This is a genomic window from Neomoorella carbonis (assembly GCF_045278715.1).
Classification (GTDB): Bacteria; Bacillota; DSM-521; order Neomoorellales; family Neomoorellaceae; genus Neomoorella; species Neomoorella carbonis.
In genome coordinates this window covers 182,501-201,279 of the sequence record NZ_CP136420.1, presented here as the reverse complement: position 1 = coordinate 201,279, position 18,779 = coordinate 182,501, and the positions used below count along the sequence as shown (strand labels likewise).

The 18,779-nt window shown below is 59.7% G+C and carries 17 protein-coding genes and 1 riboswitch; of the genes, 9 read left to right on the top strand and 8 right to left on the bottom strand.

The genetic code is table 11. The annotated features are described in order from the left end of the window. The first annotated feature begins 75 nt into the window (after positions 1 to 75). The 3 genes from MCACP_RS01075 (at position 76) to ypeB (ending at position 2,472) form a co-directional block, all read left to right on the top strand. Positions 76 to 486: a hypothetical protein gene (locus MCACP_RS01075; RefSeq protein ID WP_406677556.1), complete on the top strand. Its 411-nt coding sequence runs from the start codon at positions 76 to 78 to the stop codon at positions 484 to 486. A gap of 91 nt (positions 487 to 577) precedes the next feature. Further along, positions 578 to 1,069 (top strand): cell wall hydrolase, encoded by a 492-nt coding sequence (locus MCACP_RS01070; RefSeq protein WP_406677555.1) that lies wholly within the window; start codon positions 578 to 580, stop codon positions 1,067 to 1,069. Between the two features lie 23 nt (positions 1,070 to 1,092). Continuing rightward, entirely contained in the window at positions 1,093 to 2,472 is a 1,380-nt protein-coding gene (gene ypeB, locus MCACP_RS01065; RefSeq protein ID WP_406677554.1) for a germination protein YpeB, read from the top strand. Positions 2,473 to 2,513: 41 nt separating this feature from the next. On the opposite strand, the gene MCACP_RS01060 is transcribed toward ypeB, so the two are convergent. Then, complete coding sequence (locus MCACP_RS01060; RefSeq protein ID WP_406677553.1) at positions 2,514 to 3,470, bottom strand: hypothetical protein; 957 nt, start codon at positions 3,468 to 3,470, stop codon at positions 2,514 to 2,516. Positions 3,471 to 3,655: 185 nt separating this feature from the next. Between MCACP_RS01060 and MCACP_RS01055 the strand changes: the two genes are divergently transcribed. The 3 genes from MCACP_RS01055 (at position 3,656) to MCACP_RS01045 (ending at position 8,041) form a co-directional block, all read left to right on the top strand. Beyond that, positions 3,656 to 4,807 (top strand): cysteine desulfurase family protein, encoded by a 1,152-nt coding sequence (locus MCACP_RS01055; RefSeq protein WP_406677552.1) that lies wholly within the window; start codon positions 3,656 to 3,658, stop codon positions 4,805 to 4,807. 49 nt (positions 4,808 to 4,856) lie between these two features. Continuing rightward, complete coding sequence (gene thiI, locus MCACP_RS01050; protein ID WP_406677551.1) at positions 4,857 to 6,029, top strand: tRNA uracil 4-sulfurtransferase ThiI; 1,173 nt, start codon at positions 4,857 to 4,859, stop codon at positions 6,027 to 6,029. A 65-nt stretch (positions 6,030 to 6,094) separates the two neighbouring features. Continuing rightward, the gene (locus MCACP_RS01045; RefSeq protein WP_406677549.1) at positions 6,095 to 8,041 is read left to right on the top strand and encodes a B12-binding domain-containing radical SAM protein; all 1,947 of its coding nucleotides are present in this window, start codon (positions 6,095 to 6,097) and stop codon (positions 8,039 to 8,041) included. Between the two features lie 53 nt (positions 8,042 to 8,094). On the opposite strand, the gene MCACP_RS01040 is transcribed toward MCACP_RS01045, so the two are convergent. From MCACP_RS01040 to MCACP_RS01030, 3 genes are all read right to left on the bottom strand, one after another. After that, entirely contained in the window at positions 8,095 to 8,616 is a 522-nt protein-coding gene (locus MCACP_RS01040; RefSeq protein WP_406677548.1) for a BON domain-containing protein, read from the bottom strand. Between the two features lie 47 nt (positions 8,617 to 8,663). Next, on the bottom strand, positions 8,664 to 9,002 hold the full coding sequence (locus MCACP_RS01035) for a P-II family nitrogen regulator (protein ID WP_406678647.1): 339 nt from the start codon (positions 9,000 to 9,002) through the stop codon (positions 8,664 to 8,666). A 169-nt stretch (positions 9,003 to 9,171) separates the two neighbouring features. Further along, a complete protein-coding gene (locus MCACP_RS01030; protein ID WP_406677547.1) occupies positions 9,172 to 10,485 on the bottom strand; it encodes an ISNCY family transposase in 1,314 nt (437 codons plus the stop codon). A 282-nt stretch (positions 10,486 to 10,767) separates the two neighbouring features. Here MCACP_RS01030 and MCACP_RS01025 point away from each other — a divergent pair, with 282 nt between their 5' ends. From MCACP_RS01025 to MCACP_RS01015, 3 genes are all read left to right on the top strand, one after another. Next, complete coding sequence (locus tag MCACP_RS01025; protein ID WP_406678646.1) at positions 10,768 to 12,207, top strand: ammonium transporter; 1,440 nt, start codon at positions 10,768 to 10,770, stop codon at positions 12,205 to 12,207. Between the two features lie 137 nt (positions 12,208 to 12,344). Further along, a riboswitch (cobalamin riboswitch) is annotated at positions 12,345 to 12,544 on the top strand. A gap of 140 nt (positions 12,545 to 12,684) precedes the next feature. Then, entirely contained in the window at positions 12,685 to 13,239 is a 555-nt protein-coding gene (locus MCACP_RS01020) for an ECF transporter S component (protein ID WP_338833810.1), read from the top strand. Continuing rightward, positions 13,236 to 14,021, top strand: coding sequence for an AIR synthase related protein (locus MCACP_RS01015; protein WP_406677546.1), 786 nt, complete (start codon positions 13,236 to 13,238; stop codon positions 14,019 to 14,021). Before MCACP_RS01020 ends, MCACP_RS01015 begins: the two co-directional genes overlap by 4 nt. A 75-nt stretch (positions 14,022 to 14,096) precedes the next feature. On the opposite strand, the gene MCACP_RS01010 is transcribed toward MCACP_RS01015, so the two are convergent. Genes MCACP_RS01010 through MCACP_RS00995 form a run of 4 tightly spaced genes read right to left on the bottom strand, consistent with a single transcriptional unit; the run spans position 14,097 to position 18,709 of the window. Further along, positions 14,097 to 16,622: an ATP-dependent Clp protease ATP-binding subunit gene (locus MCACP_RS01010; RefSeq protein ID WP_406677545.1), complete on the bottom strand. Its 2,526-nt coding sequence runs from the start codon at positions 16,620 to 16,622 to the stop codon at positions 14,097 to 14,099. Between the two features lie 28 nt (positions 16,623 to 16,650). Further along, the gene (locus MCACP_RS01005; protein ID WP_406677544.1) at positions 16,651 to 17,703 is read right to left on the bottom strand and encodes a protein arginine kinase; all 1,053 of its coding nucleotides are present in this window, start codon (positions 17,701 to 17,703) and stop codon (positions 16,651 to 16,653) included. After that, on the bottom strand, positions 17,700 to 18,209 hold the full coding sequence (locus tag MCACP_RS01000; protein WP_406677543.1) for a UvrB/UvrC motif-containing protein: 510 nt from the start codon (positions 18,207 to 18,209) through the stop codon (positions 17,700 to 17,702). The genes MCACP_RS01005 and MCACP_RS01000 overlap by 4 nt, the downstream gene beginning before the upstream one ends. A gap of 14 nt (positions 18,210 to 18,223) precedes the next feature. Continuing rightward, positions 18,224 to 18,709, bottom strand: coding sequence for a CtsR family transcriptional regulator (locus MCACP_RS00995; protein WP_406677542.1), 486 nt, complete (start codon positions 18,707 to 18,709; stop codon positions 18,224 to 18,226). Positions 18,710 to 18,779 lie beyond the last annotated feature (70 nt).

Here is an 18,779-nt window from a genome sequence, read left to right as displayed (position 1 = left end):
AAACAAGTTTGGTGCAGCGCTGGATTGATTACCTGGCGCATATATTAAAGGGAGGGATTTGGGGAGGTGGCCGCAGTGGAAAAAACCAATCTGCTTGAAGTCATGCTCCAATTACTGGGCCCCCAGCAGCAACAAGCCCTAAACTTTAATGAGCTGGCCGGACTGTTAGGCCTGGTCGATCTGCTGGGTATCTTAAATCTTCTGCACGGTAATGTCGCCATACCGGCCAGGGCCGGAACCGGCAACGCCATCCAGGAAGCCTTAAATGCCGTCCTGGGCCAGGGAAGCGGCGGGAATGTCAAAGCACCGGCCGAGCTGGCCGGCCTGCTGGGCAAAAACCCGGCTTTAATCACCAGCCTCATGAATTTGCTCATGAGTGCCAAAGAAAGCAAGGGCGCCAAAGAAAAAGAAGCCCAGGAAACAGCTCCCGCACAGGAAAATCCCCCGCCCCAGCATAACCGCAGCAACCGTTTCCGCAGTAACTAAAAAGAGCGCTATTCAGCGCTCTTTTTTACGTATAAGGCCCTGGCTACCCATCCACACTAAAGGCGGAATAAGGAAACAGGGAGGAAAATCTATGAATCCTTTCCGCCGCCGCTTGATCATGCCGGTTCTACTGGCTGTCATTTTAATCAGTACCGCCCTGTGGCAGTTTTATCGCCAGGGGCATGTTCCCCGGGCCCTTCCCACCCAGGCCGGGGTACCGGTTGCTGTGGGGGATGAACTTAATCTCCTGGCACGGTTAATTGCTGCCGAAGCCGGTAATGAGCCTTATGAGGGCCAGGTAGCTGTAGGGGCCGTCGTCTTGAACCGGGTGCGCAGCCCTCTTTTTCCCTCCACCATCAGCGGGGTGATTTACGAGCCATGGGCCTTTGAAAGCGTAGCCAACGGCCTCATCTGGCAAGTCACCAACCTGGCTTCACCTACCGCGGCTGCCGCTGATGCCTTGAATGGCTGGGACCCCACCTACGGCGCCCTTTTCTTCTGGAACCCGGCCAAGCCCGTCAGTCCCTGGATCTGGAGTAGGTCCATTATTACCCAGATCGGAAGCCACGTCTTCGCCCGTTAAGACCTGAAAGGATGGTGTTTAATTTGACACGCAGGATTTCAACCATTGTCCTTACCCTGGCCCTGCTAATGGCTGTCGGCTGGGGCCTGTGGGAGAGGGCCAACCGTTTAACCCTGGCCAACGCCGTGGAGGCCGGTGGGCAGCGCGACTTCTATAACCTTTTGAGTTACGTAGAGCAGGCCCAGGTCAGTATGGGTAAATCCCTGGCCAGCAGCTCTCCCCGCCAGCAGGCCGTCCACCTGACCGAAGCCTGGAACCAGGCGGCTGCCGCCCAGCTGTCCTTAAGCCAGCTGCCTACCCCGGGCATAAAGCCCATTAATACCAGTAAATTCCTGGCCCAGACCAGCGACTACAGCAACTACCTGGCGCAGAAACTGGCCCGGGGCGGGGAAATAACTCCCCAGGAGAAGGAACAACTGGCCAGGTTGCGGGATGAAATGAAGCGGCTGGCCACGGACCTCCGCCAGACGGAAAGCCAGGTGGCCAGCAAAGGTTTGCGCTGGAGCAGCTTCTACAGTACGCGGATGCCGCAGCCCTTAAAGACCATTGCCAGGCTGGCCGTTCCCGTCCAGGCCCAGCCCGGGCCCCTGGAGGGCTTCGTTAACGCCGACCGTCGCCTGCAAACTCTGCCCAGTCTGAACTATGACGGTCCCTTTTCCGATCATCTGGAAAAGCCGCGTCCCCTGGGCCTTAAGGGCGGCGAGATTTCCCAGGCTGATGCTGAACGCAAAGCACTTGCCTTCGCCAATGACGCCAGCAACGGCAGTTACCGCGTCCAGGCCGCCCGGACCAGCAACGGCCTCCTGCCAACCTTCGCCTTTAACTTAATAGACAACCGGCGTCCCAATGTGACGGTGCACATTGATGTCAGCAAACAGGGCGGGGAAATCATTTCCCTCCTCAATACCCGGCCGGTAGACGCCCCCACCCTCGACGCTGCTAAAGCCCTGGAGCGGGCCACGGCTTTCTTAAAGGCCCACGGCTTTGCCAATATGCAGCCCACATATACCGTACGCACCGGTAATAACCAGGTAATTACCTTCGCCGCTCAAGAAGGCGATGTCCTCCTTTATCCCGACCAGGTGAAGGTCAAGGTAGCCCTGGACAACGGGGAAATTACCGGCTGGGACGCGACGCCTTATTATATGGCCCATCACAACCGCCAGCTGCCCAAACCCAAGCTAACCCCGGCCGAGGCCCGGGCCAAAATTAACTCCGGCCTCAAGGTTGCAGGCGTCCGGCTGGCCCTGATACCCCTGCCCGGGGGGATAGAAAAGCTCACCTATGAAGTTAAAACCAAACTCGATGATACCTATTACCTCTCATATATCAACGCCATCACGGGTGAAGAAGAAAAGGTCCTGCAAATAATTGACGTCCCTGGTGGCCAGCTGACCATGTAGCCTAAAATTTAACCCCGGCCCAGCAGCCTTCAAGCTCTGAGCTAAAATTCAACATTCAGCTGCTCCAGGACATTTTGAATGCGATTGCCGACAGAAGTCTGATCTGAACCGGCAAAAAGGAGGCCGACGGCGTAATTTTCGTTGTCCAGAATTAGGGAGCCGCTGTCTCCCGGCTGGGCAAGGGGTCCGGTAACGAACTGGTCGCTGAACATACCGGTTAACCCTTCTTCCAGGATCACCTTGACGGTGGCCTGGAGAACCTTAACGGTGGAGCGGGTGATGCCACTGGAACGCCCGCTCTTTACTACGTTCATGCCCAGTTCGGGCTCCCGGATGCCCTTCACCGGCCCCAGGTCCAGGATTTCCGTTAAGATAACATCTTTACTTACCGGCCGGGCCACGGCGCAATCGACAATATTAGTTGTCGCTGTCAGCTTTTGCATCCTGACCTGGTAATTGGGCCGTACCAGATGCACCAGGCGGTTGAGGATTTCCTGGAAACGCAAAGCTCGACTGCAGGTAACCTCCTGGACGACGGGATAAATAGGTACAAAGCGTTCCAGGTAGCCGATTACCTGGTCCCTGGTGCCGCCATCATAGGGACCGGGCTGCAGGATGGGATCACCGATGCTGGCCCGGCCGTCGCGGCCGCTTGTAATGTTGGCCAGGACGTGGTTATTGGAAAGGATGAGGGGTTCCCCCGTTTGCCGGTCTTTCACCACCGCCCCGAAGGTACCGGCGGTAATTTTATAGTGGCCGATACTCATCCCCGGCCGGGCCGGCCGCTGGTAATCGGTACGGCCCAGGAGCCGCAGTTCCCCTACCTCCAGGACATCGGTGTCCGCTTCATCCAGTACCTGGGGTATCCTGGCCCCCCGCTGTAATTTAGCCACCGGTAATTTCTCCTTGACTAAGACTACTACTGCCGGCTTCCTGGTTGTCTCGCCCCGGACGCTCTTAAATCCCTTCCCTACACCCACCACGTTAGGTAAACTCAAAAGATCCTCCCGGTACCTCGATAGGGCTCTTTCTACCCTTTGCATGAGCGCCACTCCTCAAAGGTGACGATTTTAATTTACAATATGCTTGCACCCCCGGAGTGGTGCCACGGGCCTTTAAGTCGCGACCATTTGTTGTATAATACTAGTGAGAAACAGCCATTGCCAAGGGAGGATTTGCCGCCTTGCAGCCAGCCATTTACCTGGATAACAGTGCTACCACACCCGTCCTGCCCGCCATCGCGGCTGTAATGCATAAAATGCTGGTGGAAAATTACGGTAACCCCTCTTCCCTCCACGGCCTGGGTATTGCCGCTGAAAAGGCCCTGGCTCACGCCCGCCGCCAGGTAGCCGGCCTGATAGGCGCCCGGCCGGCAGAGATCTACTTTACCTCCGGCGGCACCGAAGCCAATAACTGGGCCGTATGGGGCATCAGCCGCGCCCGCCGGCGCCAGGGTAAACACATCATCACCACGGCCGTCGAACACGCCTCCCTGCTGGCCGCCTGCCGGCGACTGGAGGCCGAGGGTTACGAAGTTACCTACCTCCCGGTGGACTCCCGGGGCGTCATCAGTGCGGCCGATCTGGAAGCCTCCTTGAGGGAAGATACTATCCTGGTAAGCGTTATGAGCGTTAACAATGAGACGGGCGCCTTACAGCCTGTCGAGGAGGTTGCCCGCCTGGTCCGCAGCAAAAGCCGGGCCGTCCTGCACGTCGACCACATCCAGGGTTACGGCAAAATTCCCCTTAACTGTCAGAAAGTCGGTATTGACCTGCTGTCCCTGAGCGCCCATAAAATCCACGGGCCCAAAGGTACAGGCGCCTTATATATAAAGGAAGGACTGCGCCTGGAGCCACTCCTCGTGGGCGGCGACCAGGAAGCCGGCCGGCGGGCGGGGACGGAAAATACGGCGGGTATTGCCGCCTTTGGCCTGGCAGCCGAGCTTGCTGCCGCTCACATGGAGGAACGGGTGGCCAGGATGCGGAAAATAAAAATCGAGCTGGCCACGAGGCTGCTGAAATCCATCCCCGGCGCGCAAATTAACGGTCCCCCTCCGGAGGAAGGCGCCCCCCATATTTTGAATGTCTCCTTCCCCGGCGTCCGGGCGGAAGTCCTGGTCCACATGCTGGAGCAAAGGGGCGTCTACGTCTCCACCGGTTCGGCCTGCCACTCCCGCAAGCAGGAGGCCAGCCACGTCCTCAAAGCCCTGCACCTGGAACGCTGGCGCCTGGAAGGAGCCATCCGCATCAGCCTGGGGGCCCTAAATACTCCTGATGAAGTTACCCCTGCGGTCGAAGCTATAAAGGAATGTGTAACGGAACTGTGGGCTTTGTAGGAAAAAGGCTGTTTACGCATAAAAGATTGCCTTGTGCGGAGGAATTTTCATGTATACATCCTTGCTGGTGCGTTACGGCGAGATCAGCCTGAAAGGCAATAACCGCCCTTATTTTGAGGACAAACTCCTGGCCAACATGCGCCGGGCCCTGGGCGACCTGCCACCCCGGCGGATGCGCAAGACCTTTGGCCGCGTCTTCGTTGATCTCCATGACGACCTGGAAGCCGTAGCCCGGCGCTTGCAGCGCGTCTTCGGTATCGTCTCCATGAGCCCGGTAGCCGCAGCTCCCCTGGAGCTGGAAGCCATCAAAAAAGCCGCTCTGGCCGTTTTAAAGGATTCACCCGGCACCACCTTTAAGGTCCAGACCCAGCGGCCCAATAAACGCTTTCCCCTCGCCTCGCCGGAGGTCAACCAGGAGCTGGGGGCCTATCTCCTGACCCACAGCCAGGGCCAGCAGGTAGACGTTCACCATCCCGACCGGGTTATCCATGTGGAAATCCGTGACGAAGGGGCCTACATCTACTCCCGCGTCATCCCCGGACCCGGCGGCCTGCCCGTGGGGGTCACCGGCCGGGGACTGCTCCTGATCTCCGGCGGCATCGACAGCCCGGTGGCCGGCTACATGGGTATGAAGCGGGGCCTGGAACTCACGGCCCTCCATTTCCACAGCTTCCCCTTTACCAGCGAGCGCTCCAAGGAAAAGGTCGTCGACCTCTGCCGGGTCCTGGCGGGCTACAGCGGACCTTTCCGCCTGGTGGTAGCCCCCTTTACCAATATCCAGAAGGCCATCCGCCAGCACTGCCCCCAGGAATTTTACGTCACCATCATGCGGCGCATGATGTTCCGCATCGCCAGGGCGGTGGCTGCCAAAGAGGATGCCCTGGCCATCCTCACGGGCGAAAGCCTGGGCCAGGTGGCCAGCCAGACCCTCCAGAGTATGGCCGTCATCAACAAGGTGGTCGACCTGCCGGTCTTAAGGCCCCTGGTGGCCTGGGACAAGAGCGAGATCATCGAGGTGGCCCGCCGCATCGGCACCTACGCCATCTCCATCCGGCCCTATGAAGACTGCTGCACCCTCTTTGTCCCCAAACACCCGGCTACCAAACCGCCCCTGGCCCGGGTGGAGGCGGCCGAAAAGAACCTGGCCGTGACGGAGCTTGTCGAGGAGTGCCTGGCAAGCCTGGAAATCCTCACAGTAGAGCCCGAAGCTACGGGCATGTAAGCCGGCGTACCGCGCCAGCGGCACGGGTGTCTTGTTTCTGACTTCTAATTTACGGGGGTATACCTTTGCGGGTCCTGTTAACCACCCTCAACGCCAAGTACATCCACGTCAACCTGGCCCTGCGCTACCTGCGCGCCTGCTGCCGCGACCTGCCCCACACCTTTATCCTGGATGAGTTCACCATCAACGACCACCCGGAACATATCGCCGCCGCTATCTACCGGTACCGCCCCGACCTGGTGGCCTTCTCCTGCTATATCTGGAATATCGACCCCACCCTGGCCGTGATCCAGATTCTCAAAACCGTCCGCCCGGATCTCCCTATCCTCTGCGGCGGCCCGGAGGTTTCCTTCGACACGGCCGTCTTCCTGGCGCAAAACCCCCAGGTCGACCTGGTAATCACCGGTGAAGGAGAAATCCCCTTCCGCGTCCTCATGGAACAACTGGCTGGACGACAGCACCTCCCGGCAGGGAGGCGGGAAGAACTCCTTCCCGCCTCCATAGGCCGGCCGGCAGCAGGGAGGTTTGCCGCAGGGCCCGTACCCGGGCCGGCAACCATTCCCGGCCTGGCCTGGCGGCGGGGAGGCGAGATTGTCGTCAACCCGCCGGCGCCGCTCCCCCGCAACCTGGACGCCATACCCTTCCCCTACCAGGAAGACCTGGACGCCGCGGGCAACGACTTCCGCCAGCGTACGGTATACTACGAAACCTCCCGCGGCTGCCCCTTCGCCTGCGGTTTCTGTCTCTCATCCACTACGGAAGGCCTGCGCTACTTCTCCCTGGAACGTGTCCGGGACGACCTGGAACGCCTGCTGGCGGCCGGCGTCCGGGAGATCAAGTTCGTCGACCGCACCTTTAACGCCCACAAAAAACGGGCCCTGGCCATCTGGGAGTTCCTCCTCTCCCGCAGTCCCCGCGCCCGTTTTTACTTTGAAATCGCCGGCGACCGCCTGGACGACGAGATGCTGGCCTTTCTAAGCCAGGTGCCGCCGGGTCTGTTCCAGTTTGAAATCGGTGTCCAGACCATTGACGCCGGGATAAACGCCCTCTGCAACCGCCGCCAGGACTGGGAGCGCCTGGCGGCCAATGTCCGCCGCCTGCGGGAAATGGGGAACATCCGCCTGCACCTGGACCTCATCGCCGGCCTGCCCGGGGAGACTTACGCCGGCGTGGGCAAAAGTTTCGACGCCGTAGCGGCCCTGAAACCCCATGAAATCCAGCTCGGCTTCCTGAAACTCCTGAAGGGGACCGCTTTGCGCACCCGATCCCGGGAATTCGGCTACCTTTTTCTCGACCGCCCCCCCTATGAGGTAATGGCCAGCAGCACCATTACCTATGAGGAAATGCTCCGGCTCCACAGCGTGGAAACCATGCTCCGCCTTTACGGCAACAGCCACCTTGCCGACCACGCCCTCGGCTACCTGGCCGCGACCGCCTTTGGTGGCAGCTGCTTCACCCTTTACGAGACTCTGGCCGCCTGGTGGGAGGCCCGGGGCCTCCTGCGCCGGGGCCACAGCCAGCGGGACCTTTTTGAGCTCCTGGCCGCCTTTGCCGCCGGTATGGCCCGGCCCGCCGCGCCAGGAGGACCGTACCTGGAAGAACCGGACGCGCAAAGGGAGGCGGGACACCCTTCTCCACCGGGCGCGGTATGGCCGAAACGCTTTTACCCCCTTACCGCCCGCCAGTTGGATCGTTTCTACCAGCTCCTTAAATTCGACTTTCTCTGCCGCGACCGCAGCCGGAACTTCCCGGGCTGGATGCCGCCCTCGCCACTGACACAGGAAGAGCGTACAAACTACATGGCGCAGATAACCGCTCCCCGGTCCATAGAAAAATATATGCCGGGGCTCGCGAAAGAAGCCCCGGCAAACCTGCGCCGCCACGGCTTTATCGAACTCTTCCCCTGCCACCCGGAGCAACCGGAACACGACGAAGCTACCCTCGTCTTCTTTTACTACGGTCCCCCTGGGAGTGAGGCAAGGGTATATTATTTACCCCGCATTGAAAGCTAGCCGCAAATTTTTTAAATCAAGTATCGCGCCTGCTTGCATAAGTAAATCAAGGCTTACTCTTCCCTATCATTGTTCACTTGGCTATGGAACATATCCTCCAGGCTCATTTTCTCTTCCCCTACCTTAACCTGGCTCACCACCCGGGTCACGCCACGGGCTTTAGCGGCCGCCTCCCGGGCCGCTTCCACTTCGGCCGGGTCTTCCGTCCGTCCCTTCAAAACCACAGTGCCGTGGCCGTCAACGCTTTCGGCGCCAATATGGCGCAGGTCAACGCGCGGATCTAAGTCCAGTTCTTCATGGACTTCCATGGTTACGTCCTCATCCCTGATGGCCCCGTCGGTGCTGATAGCCACGGCATTGGCTACCCCTTTTACCCCCGGAACCTGCCGCACCAGCCTTTCGGCCCGCTCTTTCTCCTTCAGGGTATCGACGATCCCCTGGAGCTGGATCTCACCCGCCACCACGTCGGCGTTAAGGCCGTAACCGCTCAGGTCCTTGTCCTCGCGCAAAATCTGCCGCACCTTTTCCCGTAAAGAAAAATCGTCCATCATGCCCACTCCCTTGCTGTCAGTCACATCTAGTATACCCCGGCAACAGCAAGTTCATGGGTAGAAGCCGCCATTTAGAGCGCTTCCGCACCCCGCTCACCGGTGCGGATTCTCATCGCATCTTCAACGGGGCAGATAAAAATTTTGCCGTCGCCGATGTTGCCGGTACGGGCCTCGCGGGCGATAATAGCCACCACATCGTCAACGTATCTATCTTCCAGGACGATCTCCACCTTGACCTTGGGCAAGAGGTCGATGGTATAAGCCGTGCCCCGGTAGACCTCGGTTTTGCCCTTCTGCTGGCCGCAGCCCAGGGTGTGGGTTACGGTCATACCATGGATGCCGTAGCGACCCAGGGCTTCCTTGACGGCCTCGAATTTTTCCGGCCGGATAATGGCCTCGATTTTATACACCAGCTCAACCCCCGTTCCATTTAAAGCCATAATTTAACCGCTCCGCTGCTGCCGCGATAACCATTAAGTCTATTTTAGCCTGTACCGGCAGTAGCCGTCAAAATTTTTTGGCTGTCAAGGGACAGTGAAAATGTCACCCCAAAAAGGCCTTAACGGGACAGAGAAAATGTCACCCCCCTTGACTGGCGGGTAAGAGATTATCGTGGGGTAAAGGTACCGCTTTTTTAGCCGGGTTAATAGGCATACGGCGCCAGGGATGGTCTGGCGCTGGCTTATGAGCCCTGCTTGCCAGGGCTTTCTTGGGCTCTTTAGCCATCACCTTTGGCGACTGGGTAAGCTGCCGCAATAAGTAGCGATTACCGCCATAGATGGCACTTAAAGAACCATCCAGGTGGGTAAGCACCTCCACTGAAGCCCCCGGGCGCAAAGGGACCACAGACCCCCTAGTATCAACCAACTGATAGGTATGACCCAGGTAAGAGATAGAAGAACCCCGGGAAGCCTTGCGTTCTTGCCGCCAAGATAGAATTTGCTCTAACCTGGCCGGAGGAGGGCAAGGGCCGTAAGCCGGTTCCGGGTTGGCTGGTGTAACGGCAAAACGCCGGTTAAACCTCTGGATAAAACCTGGCAAGAAGGCATTAGCCTCCTCCAGGGTGGAGATACCAGCCAGGCGGAGTTCAACCACCAAGCGGCCCTGGAGAGTGCCCCAGAGGCGCTCAATACGCCCTTTAGCCTGGGGAGAGCGAGCGGGGATATGATTAATACCCAGCTCGGCAATGGCCCGGCCAAACTGGGTTAAAGGGGCAGTTTGGCCGGCCAGCTCCTCCTCAATAGAGAGTCTGTCCCTCTTGGGAGAGAAGAAAATAGTATGGCGGTCAGAGTATAAACTTCTGGGGACACCGAAGTTTTGCACCACCTGAAACAGCACCTGGAAGTAACCCTCAAGGCACTCATTAAGGGTAAAATACAACCCCTGAACTTTGCCGGTAGCGTCATCAATAGCCCCGTGCAAAGTAAGTTCCGGGCCGCGATCCTCCAGCCAGGCAAAAGGGCTGGCATCCAACTGGGAAAGGAGGCCCTCCTGGGGCAAACGCTCCCGTGACTTCTGGCGTTTAGGCGACCTGTGGGTATGAGCCAGGGGAATACCAGCCTCCTTCAAGATGCGGCCAACAGTCTTAGCAGAAAGGGTTATGCCATAGAACTCCTCCAGGAGTTCGGCTACCTGCTGACAGCTAGCATCACGAAGAGGGCCCCGGGCCAACAAAACAACCTTTTCTTTAGTATCTTTAGGCACGGCATGCTTGGGAGTTCGGCCCCTGTTTTTATGAGCCAGGCCCGCAACACCTTCAGCTTTCATCCTCTCCTTCAAGCGGATAACCTGGCGTTCACTCAATCCCAGGACCTCAGCAGCTTGCCTGTTGGTAATCTTGCCTTTGATGGCTTGTTCAATCACAAACACCCTGCGGGACTCTTTGGCACTCAAAAAGATTTCTCCCCTCATAGTGACATTTTCTCAGTCCGCTTACAGGGTGACAATATCACAGTCCGGTGACATGTCAAAAGTTTTTGGCTTGACGCGGCATGGATGCTGAATTAAAATGTAACTAAATAAATTTGATCCGTGGTTACAAGGGTGTAACCCGTGTGTCGCCAAAGAAGGCACAGGAGATAACCTGTCTCCTGTGCCTTCTTTATTTCAGAATGAAGGAGGGCAATGGCATTGAAGCAAAGGAATGTCAGCAACGTAAGGGGCAGGTCAAACATCCTGCTCCGGCCTGTAGTAACAGCACTTTTACTATTATTATTCCTGGCCGCCGGGACCGTCCTGGCCCGGCCGGCGCTGGCGGCAGCCGGGAACGCGGTTGATACCGGCGATACCGCTTTTCTCTTAGTAGCCAGCGCCCTGGTCATGTTGATGACCCCCGGCCTGGCCTTCTTTTACGGCGGTATGGTCCGCCAGAAAAACGTCCTGGGTGTCATTATGCAGTGCCTGGCCGCCATGGCCCTTATTTCCGTCCAGTGGGTCCTGTGGGGCTATTCCCTGGCCTTCGGTCCCGACCACCTCCACTTGCTGGGGGGGCTGGACTGGGCGGGGTTCCGGGGCGTCGGCCTGGAACCCAATCCCGTTTACGCCGCCACCATCCCCCACCAGGTATTTGCTATGTTCCAGCTCATGTTCGCAATAATCACCCCGGCCCTGATAACCGGTGCCTTTGCCGAGCGCATGCGCTTCCCGGCCTTCCTGCTCTTTACGTTAATGTGGGCTACCCTGGTCTATGACCCCCTGGCCCACTGGGTGTGGGGCGCGGGGGGCTGGCTGCGGGAACTCGGCGCCCTGGACTTTGCCGGCGGCACAGTGGTGCATATCAGCGCCGGCGTGGCCGGGCTGATCTGCGCCCTGGTCCTGGGACGCCGGCGGGATTACGGCCGGATCCCCCTGCCGCCCCACAACCTCCCCATGACTGTTCTGGGCGCCGCGCTGTTATGGTTCGGCTGGTTCGGTTTTAATGCCGGCAGCGCCCTGGGGGCCAACGGTCTGGCCGGTAACGCCTTCGTCACGACCAATACGGCTGCCGGGGCCGCCATCCTGGGCTGGCTGGCGGTAGAGTGGCTGCTCCACGGCAAACCCACCGCCCTGGGAGCGGCCAGTGGCGCGGTAGCAGGCCTGGTCGCCATCACCCCGGCGGCCGGTTTCGTCACTCCCCCGGCAGCTCTGGTAATCGGCGGTATCGGCGGCGCCGTCTGCTGCCTCGCGGTGGCCGTGGCCAAGGTCAAACTGGGCTACGACGATTCCCTGGACGCCTTTGGCTGTCACGGCGTCGGCGGCACCTGGGGGGCCATTGCCACCGGCATCTTTGCCACCAAAGCCGTGAACCCCGCCGGGGCCGACGGCCTGCTATACGGCAACGCCCATTTGCTGGGGGTACAGGTGGTAGGCGTAGCGGCGGCCTGGATTTTTACCGCCGCAGTGACCTACGGCATTCTCAAGGTCGTCTCCCTGCTGACACCTTTACGGGTCACAGCCGAGGAAGAGGAAGCCGGCCTGGATCTCTCCCAGCACGGCGAAAGCGCCTATCCCGACACCGGCCTGGCAGCCCTGGATGTGGCACAAGGTAAAAGGGTTACCGCCCCGGGAGAGCTGGCGGTAAATTGGATGGCGAGTCAGGGTAACCCGGCCGGAGCCGGCCTTTTCCGCCAGGAATAAAAGGACAACATAGCGTCGCGTCCCGGTAATCGAACACGGTGCGGCTACCTCCCCCGGGAAGTCTTTCCCGAGCTTACTTTCGGAAACAGGGCTTGCCAAAAGCACGGTGGTAGATTATATTAATAATTGACAACCATATATGAAAAAAATGGACAGGTGCCCCCGGGAGGGGGAGAATAGGGAAGTCCGGTAACCGCCTTTTCAGGCGGCGATCCGGCGCGGTCCCGCCACTGTGAGCGTGGAGTTGGCGATATAACGCCACTGGGATAGTTCCCGGGAAGGCATCGCCAAACGAGGAAGCGCGAGCCAGGAGACCTGCCTGTCCATACGACCTCTCACCTTCGCCAGGAAAGGGGAGAAGCAACCGGGGATGATGGCAAAGTCCCCAGCCGGAAGACGGCTGGGGACTTTTTTGTTACGGGTGGCCCGGCCCCATTTCGCCCCTGACAAAGTCTTCTTTAGAAAGGAGAAGCAAACATGGCAAAACCGGAACTTTCCTCCCCGGCCGTTAAGGCAAGCCGCTGGACGGCCAGACGCCTGGCGACCCTGGCCATGCTCATCGCCCTGTCAACTGTGGGCGCCAATCTAAAAATACCCAGCATCACCGGCACCCCGGCCTTCGATTCTTTTCCCGGCTTTCTCGGCGCCCTCATCCTGGGTCCCGCCGACGGGGCTCTCATAGCTTCCCTGGGGCACCTGCTCACCGCCTTTACCGCCGGGTTCCCCCTCACCCTGCCCCTCCACCTGGTAATCGCCGCCGGCATGGCCGCCGTCGTCGCCCTTTTTGCCCTCTTCTACCCCTTTTCCCCCTGGCTGGGGATCGCAGCGGGAATAGCCCTCAACGGCCTGTTACTCCCGGCGCTGTTTATCCCCCTGCCGGGGTTCGGCAAAGCATTCTTCCTGGCCATGGTGGTGCCCTTATTGATCGCTTCCGCCCTGAACATCGTCCTGGCCGCGACGGCCTTCACCAGCCTGCGCCGGGTATTTCCCGCCAGCTATGCCGCCGGCCGGGGGAAAGGTGAAGGTAAATGACCCCGCCCGCCCTTTTCCCCCGCCGCTACCGGGATTTGACCATCCTGGACCTGGAGGCGCAAAGATCCCTGGTGATCGCCTGCGATTCCGCCGGCGCCATCGGCCCCAAGGAAGCCGACGTGGTGCGGGTGCCGGGATACGTCCTGGGCCGCTTCACCGCCAGGGTAGCCTTGATGGAAGTCCTGGCGGTAGGCGCCTGGCCGGTCTGCATCGTCAACACCCTCTGCGTGGAACCGGAACCTGCAGGCGCGGCCATCCGGGAGGGGGTGGCCGACGAGGTCCGCTCGCTGGGTATCGACCCGGAGAAGGCCCTCACCGGCAGCAGCGAAAAAAACGTCCCCACTATCCAGTCGGGGATAGGGATCACCGTCATCGGCCTGGCGACTACCGCAGAGCTGCTAATAGGGCGTCTGGCCGCCGGCGACGCCCTGGCCCTTTTCGGGCGGCCCAAGGTCGGAACCGAGGTCTTCCTCGACGATCCGGAAATCGCAGACCTGCAAACCGTGCGCCTGCTCCTCGACCAGCCGGGCATCCGGGAAATCGTTCCCGCCGGTTCCAGGGGCATCCTGGCCGAGGCCCGGGATCTGGCCGCTTTATACAGGCTGCAGATCAACTGGCGGCCGGGCTTACCGGAGCCGGACTTGCACAAATCGGCCGGCCCCGCCACCTGCATCCTCGCCGCCGGCGAGCGGGCCGCCCTGGAGGCTGCAGGGCTCCGGGCGGGAAAACCCTTCCGCCTCCTGGGGACCCTGGAAAAAACAGTCCCCTGGCGGTGGAAATAAATAAATTGCCCGTTACAGCAAAAGAGAAAGCACCCGCTGCGCGCGAGTGCTTGTAAGGGTCTACCCTGCCCCGGATTAAGCCGCTTTCTCCAGGACAATTTTGCCGTCCCGGGCGACGGCCCGGACTTTGTCGCCGGGAGCAATTTTCCCGGCCAGCATCTCGTCGGAGAGCTGGTCTTCGATGAGGGTTTGGATGGCGCGCCGCAAAGGCCGGGCGCCGTAGGCCTCGTCAAAGCCTTCTTTAATAAGAATTTCTTTGGCTTCATCAGTTACTTCTACCGCCAGCTTATTCTCCTCCAGGCGGCGGTTCAGATCGGCCAGCATCAAGTCGACTATCTTCCTGATATCGTCCCGGGAAAGGGCATGGAAGACGATCAGCTCGTCGATGCGGTTGAGAAACTCCGGCCGGAAGGTCCGCCGCAGCTCTTCCATAATGTGCTTTTTCATCTTGTCGTAAGACTCGGCCGCCACTTCGCTGGTGGAAGCTTTAAAGCCCAGGCTCTCACGCTTGATGGTGCTGGCGCCGATATTGGAGGTCATGATGATCACCGTGTTGCGGAAGTCGACGGTGCGACCCTTGGCGTCCGTAAGCCTGCCGTCGTCCAGGACCTGGAGCAGCACGTTAAAGATGTCCGGGTGGGCCTTTTCAATCTCGTCAAAGAGGACGACGCTGTAGGGCCGGCGCCGGACGGCTTCCGTTAACTGGCCGCTCTCCTCGTAGCCGACGTAGCCGGGCGGGGCGCCCACCAGCCGGGAGACGGTGTGCTTCTCCATGTACTCGGACATATCGAAACGGACCATGGCATCTTCGTCACCAAAGAGGGCTTCGGCCAGGGCCCGGGCCAGCTCGGTCTTGCCGACGCCGGTGGGCCCCAGGAAGATGAAGGAGCCGATGGGCCGCTTGGGATCTTTCAGGCCCGCCCGGGCGCGGCGTACGGCCCGGGCCACGGCGCGGACGGCCTCATCCTGGCCGATGACCCGCTGGTGCAGGATATCTTCCAGGTGGAGGAGCCGCTCGCTTTCCTCCTGGGCCAGCTGGGTGACAGGGATTCCCGTCCAGCTGGAAACAATCTGGGCGATATCCTCCGGCTCCACCACGGACTTCTCCAGGCCCTTTTCCTTCTGCCACTCGCCCTTTCTGGCTTCTAGCTCTTCTTTAATTTTCTTTTCCTCGTCTCTCAAGGCAGCCGCCTTTTCAAACTCCTGGGCATGGACGGCGGCCGCCTTTTCCTTCTCCAGTTCTTCCAGGCGCGCTTCCAGTTTCTTGACGTCGTCGGGCGCCGTATATACTTTGAGACGCACCCGGGAAGCAGCCTCGTCAACCAGATCGATGGCTTTATCCGGCAGGTACCGGTCGGTGATATAGCGGTCGGAAAGCCGTGCCGCCGCCTCCAGGGCCGCATCGGAAATCTTCACCCGGTGGTGGGCTTCATAGCGGTCCCGCAGGCCCTTCAGGATGGCAATGGTTTCTTCCACCGTGGGCTCGCCGACCATAACGGCCTGGAAGCGGCGCTCCAGGGCCGCGTCCCGTTCGATGTGTTTGCGGTACTCGTCAATGGTGGTGGCGCCGATGGTCTGCAGTTCCCCCCGGGCCAGGGCGGGCTTTAAGATATTGGCGGCATCGATGGCCCCCTCGGCGGCCCCGGCACCAATCAGGGTATGCAGCTCGTCGATAAAGAGGATGACGTTGCCGGCATCGCGGACTTCGTCCATAACCCGCTTGAAGCGTTCTTCAAACTCGCCCCGGTACTTGGTGCCGGCCACCATGCCGGACATATCCAGGGCCACCACCCGTTTGTCCCGCAGGACTTCCGGTACCTGGTTCTGGACGATTTTCTGGGCCAGGCCTTCAACGATGGCCGTCTTGCCCACGCCGGGATCGCCGATTAAAACGGGGTTGTTTTTCGTCCGGCGGCTTAGAATCTGGATGACTCGTTCAATTTCCTTTTCCCGGCCAATAACCGGGTCCAGCTTATCTTCCCGGGCCAGGCGGGTGAGATCCCGGCTGAACTGGTCCAGGGTGGGCGTCTGACCCGGCCGCTGCTCCCGCACCTTGGTGCCGGCCATCCCCTGGGGTTGGAAGGCCATCCCTCCCGGGAACCCGCTCATGCCGAAGGGCAGGTTGCCGAAAAGCAGGGTCCAGCCGCCGGCCTGGGGCTGTCCCCCGGCACCCCCCAGCAGGGCGATGACCTGCTGGCGGATTCTATCGGCGCTTAAGCCCAGGCCGCTCAAGACCTGCGCCGCCAGGCCCTCGCCTTCTTCCAGCAAGCCTAAGAGAATATGTTCTGTCCCCACATAGTTTACGCCCTGGCGGCGCGCTTCTTCATTAGCCAGCTCCAGGACTCTTTTCGCCCGCGGTGTCAGGCCGATTTCCCCACCGGCAGGGGCTTCCCCCGGCCGGATAATTTTACGCACTTCATCACGTACAGCTTTGACGTTAACCCCTAAACTGGCCAGGGCGCGGGCGGCGACGCTGTCGCCTTCCCGTAAGATCCCCAGCAGGATATGTTCGGTCCCAATGGCCGGGTGATGCAGGGCCCTGGCTTCCTCCTGGGCCAGGCGCAGGACCCGGTTGGCCCTTTCGGTAAAACGTGGTGACATGATTAATCCACCTCCTGTAGGTTTTCTGCTAGCCTGCTAAAAGTTCTCGAACCATGGCCGCCCGGTGCACATCGCGCTCAAAGGGCGTCATCTCTTTACCGGCGGTAAACTGCAGGTAGGCCGGCTGGATGCGCACCATCAGCTGGTTTATAAGCCGCTGGTCGATGCCGCGTAAAATTTTCATCTCTACTCCCAGGCGGACATCAGAAAGGAGCTGCAGGGCTTCCTGGGAGCTCAAGATGCGGGCGTTGGTCAGGACCCCGTAGGCCCGGCCCACGCGGTCTTCCAGCTGCCAGCGGCTCTGTTTGCGCAGTAATTCCCTGGCTTCCCTTTCCTGGTCGGCCAGCCGCACAGTTACCGCCGAAAGGTTATTGATAATCTCTTCTTCAGAACGTCCCAGGGTAATCTGATTGGAAACCTGGAAAATATTACCTTGGGCTTCGGTTCCCTCGCCGTAGAGGCCCCTGACCGCCACCCCTACTTTGGTCAGGGCCGTCAAAACTTGTCCGGCCTGCTTGGTCAGCACCAGGGCCGGCAGATGCAGCATGGTAGAAGCCCTTAACCCGGTACCGACATTGGTAGGACAGGCGGTAAGGTAGCCCCTTTCCTGGTCAAAAGCAAAGTCCAGCTCGTTTTCCAGGGCATCGTCGGCAGCGTCGGCCAGGCGCCAGGCTTCATGGAGCATCAGGGCCGGTAAAAGGCACTGCAGGCGCAGGTGATCTTCTTCATTGACCATGATGCTGATGGCTTCATCATCCCGTAAAACTACGGCCTTCTCCCCTTTACCTTCCGCCAGATCCGGGCTGATGAGGTGTTTCTCCACTAGTATTTGCCGCTCCACCGGCGACAATTCTCGTAAGGTCTGGAGCTTTAATTCACCAACGGCCTGAAAAACCCCTGGCGCCCGGATGGCTTGGCCCACCAGACGGATAACCTTGGCTTCCTGGGCTTCGTTCATCAAATTGGGAAAGGGCATCCCCTTCAGGTTACGGGCCAGCCGGATGCGGCTGGAAATGACGATGTCGGCCTGGGGCCCGGACCCTTCCATCCATTTGCTGTTACGCTCCAAATTCAGGCTCATTGCCAGCCCCCCTGTTCTCCCAGGCGGTTTTCTAAATCGCGAATGCGGTCCCGGACCTGGGCAGCCTTTTCAAATTCCTCCTGCTCCACCAGCTGCTGCAGCTGTGCCCGCAATTTTTCAATTTCCCGGCGCACCCGGAGGTTGCCACCGGCCCGGCGGGGTACTTTGCCGCGGTGCTGGCTGCTGCCCTGGATGCGCCGGATCAGGGGATCCAGGCGCGCGGCCAGGTAATGGTAACAGTCCGGGCATCCCAACCGCCCCGTCTGGTGGAATTGCTCGTAGCTCAGGCCGCACTCCCGGCAGCGTTCTACTGCCGGCGGGGCTTTGACCTCCAGGCCCGGGTCATAATCCAGCAGCCCGGCTAAAAATTTGGGAATGGAAAAATTCAGCTGGGGCTGCATTTCCCGGGCACATTCCTGGCAAAGATAAAGCTCCGTCTTATCGCCGTTGATAATCCTGGTGACGTGGACACTGGCCGGCCTCTCCTGGCATCGTTCACAAAGCATTTTCTAGCCCCCTCTTATCCTGCGCTGGGGAAATCATTGCGCATTAAGGTTAAAATTACAGCCTTCATGATACAGGCCCGCACCTGGTCGCGCCCGGGTAGTTCAAGGGGTAAAGATTGGCGATTAATGGCTGCCGCCAGAAGCAGTTGCTCCCGCCGGGTTAATAACCCCTCCTCCCTCAGGCGCTCCAGCAGCTCCACAGCTGCCTCCTGGGAGATATATTCGCCCAGGGCCTTCTGCACCCAATCTTTAAGCCGCGCTTCGGCATTTAAGGGTACCCTGGCAATGCGGATATAGCCACCGCCCCCCCGGCGGCTTTCCACCAGGTATCCCTTTTCAATAGTAAAGCGGGTGCTGAGGACATAGCTGATCTGCGAAGGTACGCAGGTGAAGCGCGCGGCCAGTTCCTGGCGCTGTAACTCTACTATTCCATCGGCACTGCTTTTTAACAACCATTTGATATAGTTTTCGATACGATCGGCCAGGGTTTTACCTTCCATTCATCGGCCTACCCCCTCGGCATATCCTTCAATTTGACCTTCTTTTTCCTTTTGACTTTCCTTGACTTTT

What these genes read in the sequence shown, in the direction of transcription:
- MCACP_RS01070 (WP_406677555.1), top strand. Translation starts at nt 578, where the DNA reads ATGAATCCTTTCCGCCGCCGCTTGATCATGCCGGTTCTACTGGCTGTC.
- thiI (WP_406677551.1), top strand. Translation starts at nt 4,857, where the DNA reads ATGTATACATCCTTGCTGGTGCGTTACGGCGAGATCAGCCTGAAAGGC.
- MCACP_RS01020 (WP_338833810.1), top strand. Translation starts at nt 12,685, where the DNA reads ATGGCAAAACCGGAACTTTCCTCCCCGGCCGTTAAGGCAAGCCGCTGG.
- MCACP_RS01015 (WP_406677546.1), top strand. Translation starts at nt 13,236, where the DNA reads ATGACCCCGCCCGCCCTTTTCCCCCGCCGCTACCGGGATTTGACCATC.
- MCACP_RS01010 (WP_406677545.1), bottom strand. Translation starts at nt 16,622, where the DNA reads ATGTCACCACGTTTTACCGAAAGGGCCAACCGGGTCCTGCGCCTGGCC.
- MCACP_RS01005 (WP_406677544.1), bottom strand. Translation starts at nt 17,703, where the DNA reads ATGAGCCTGAATTTGGAGCGTAACAGCAAATGGATGGAAGGGTCCGGG.
- MCACP_RS01000 (WP_406677543.1), bottom strand. Translation starts at nt 18,209, where the DNA reads ATGCTTTGTGAACGATGCCAGGAGAGGCCGGCCAGTGTCCACGTCACC.
- MCACP_RS00995 (WP_406677542.1), bottom strand. Translation starts at nt 18,709, where the DNA reads ATGGAAGGTAAAACCCTGGCCGATCGTATCGAAAACTATATCAAATGG.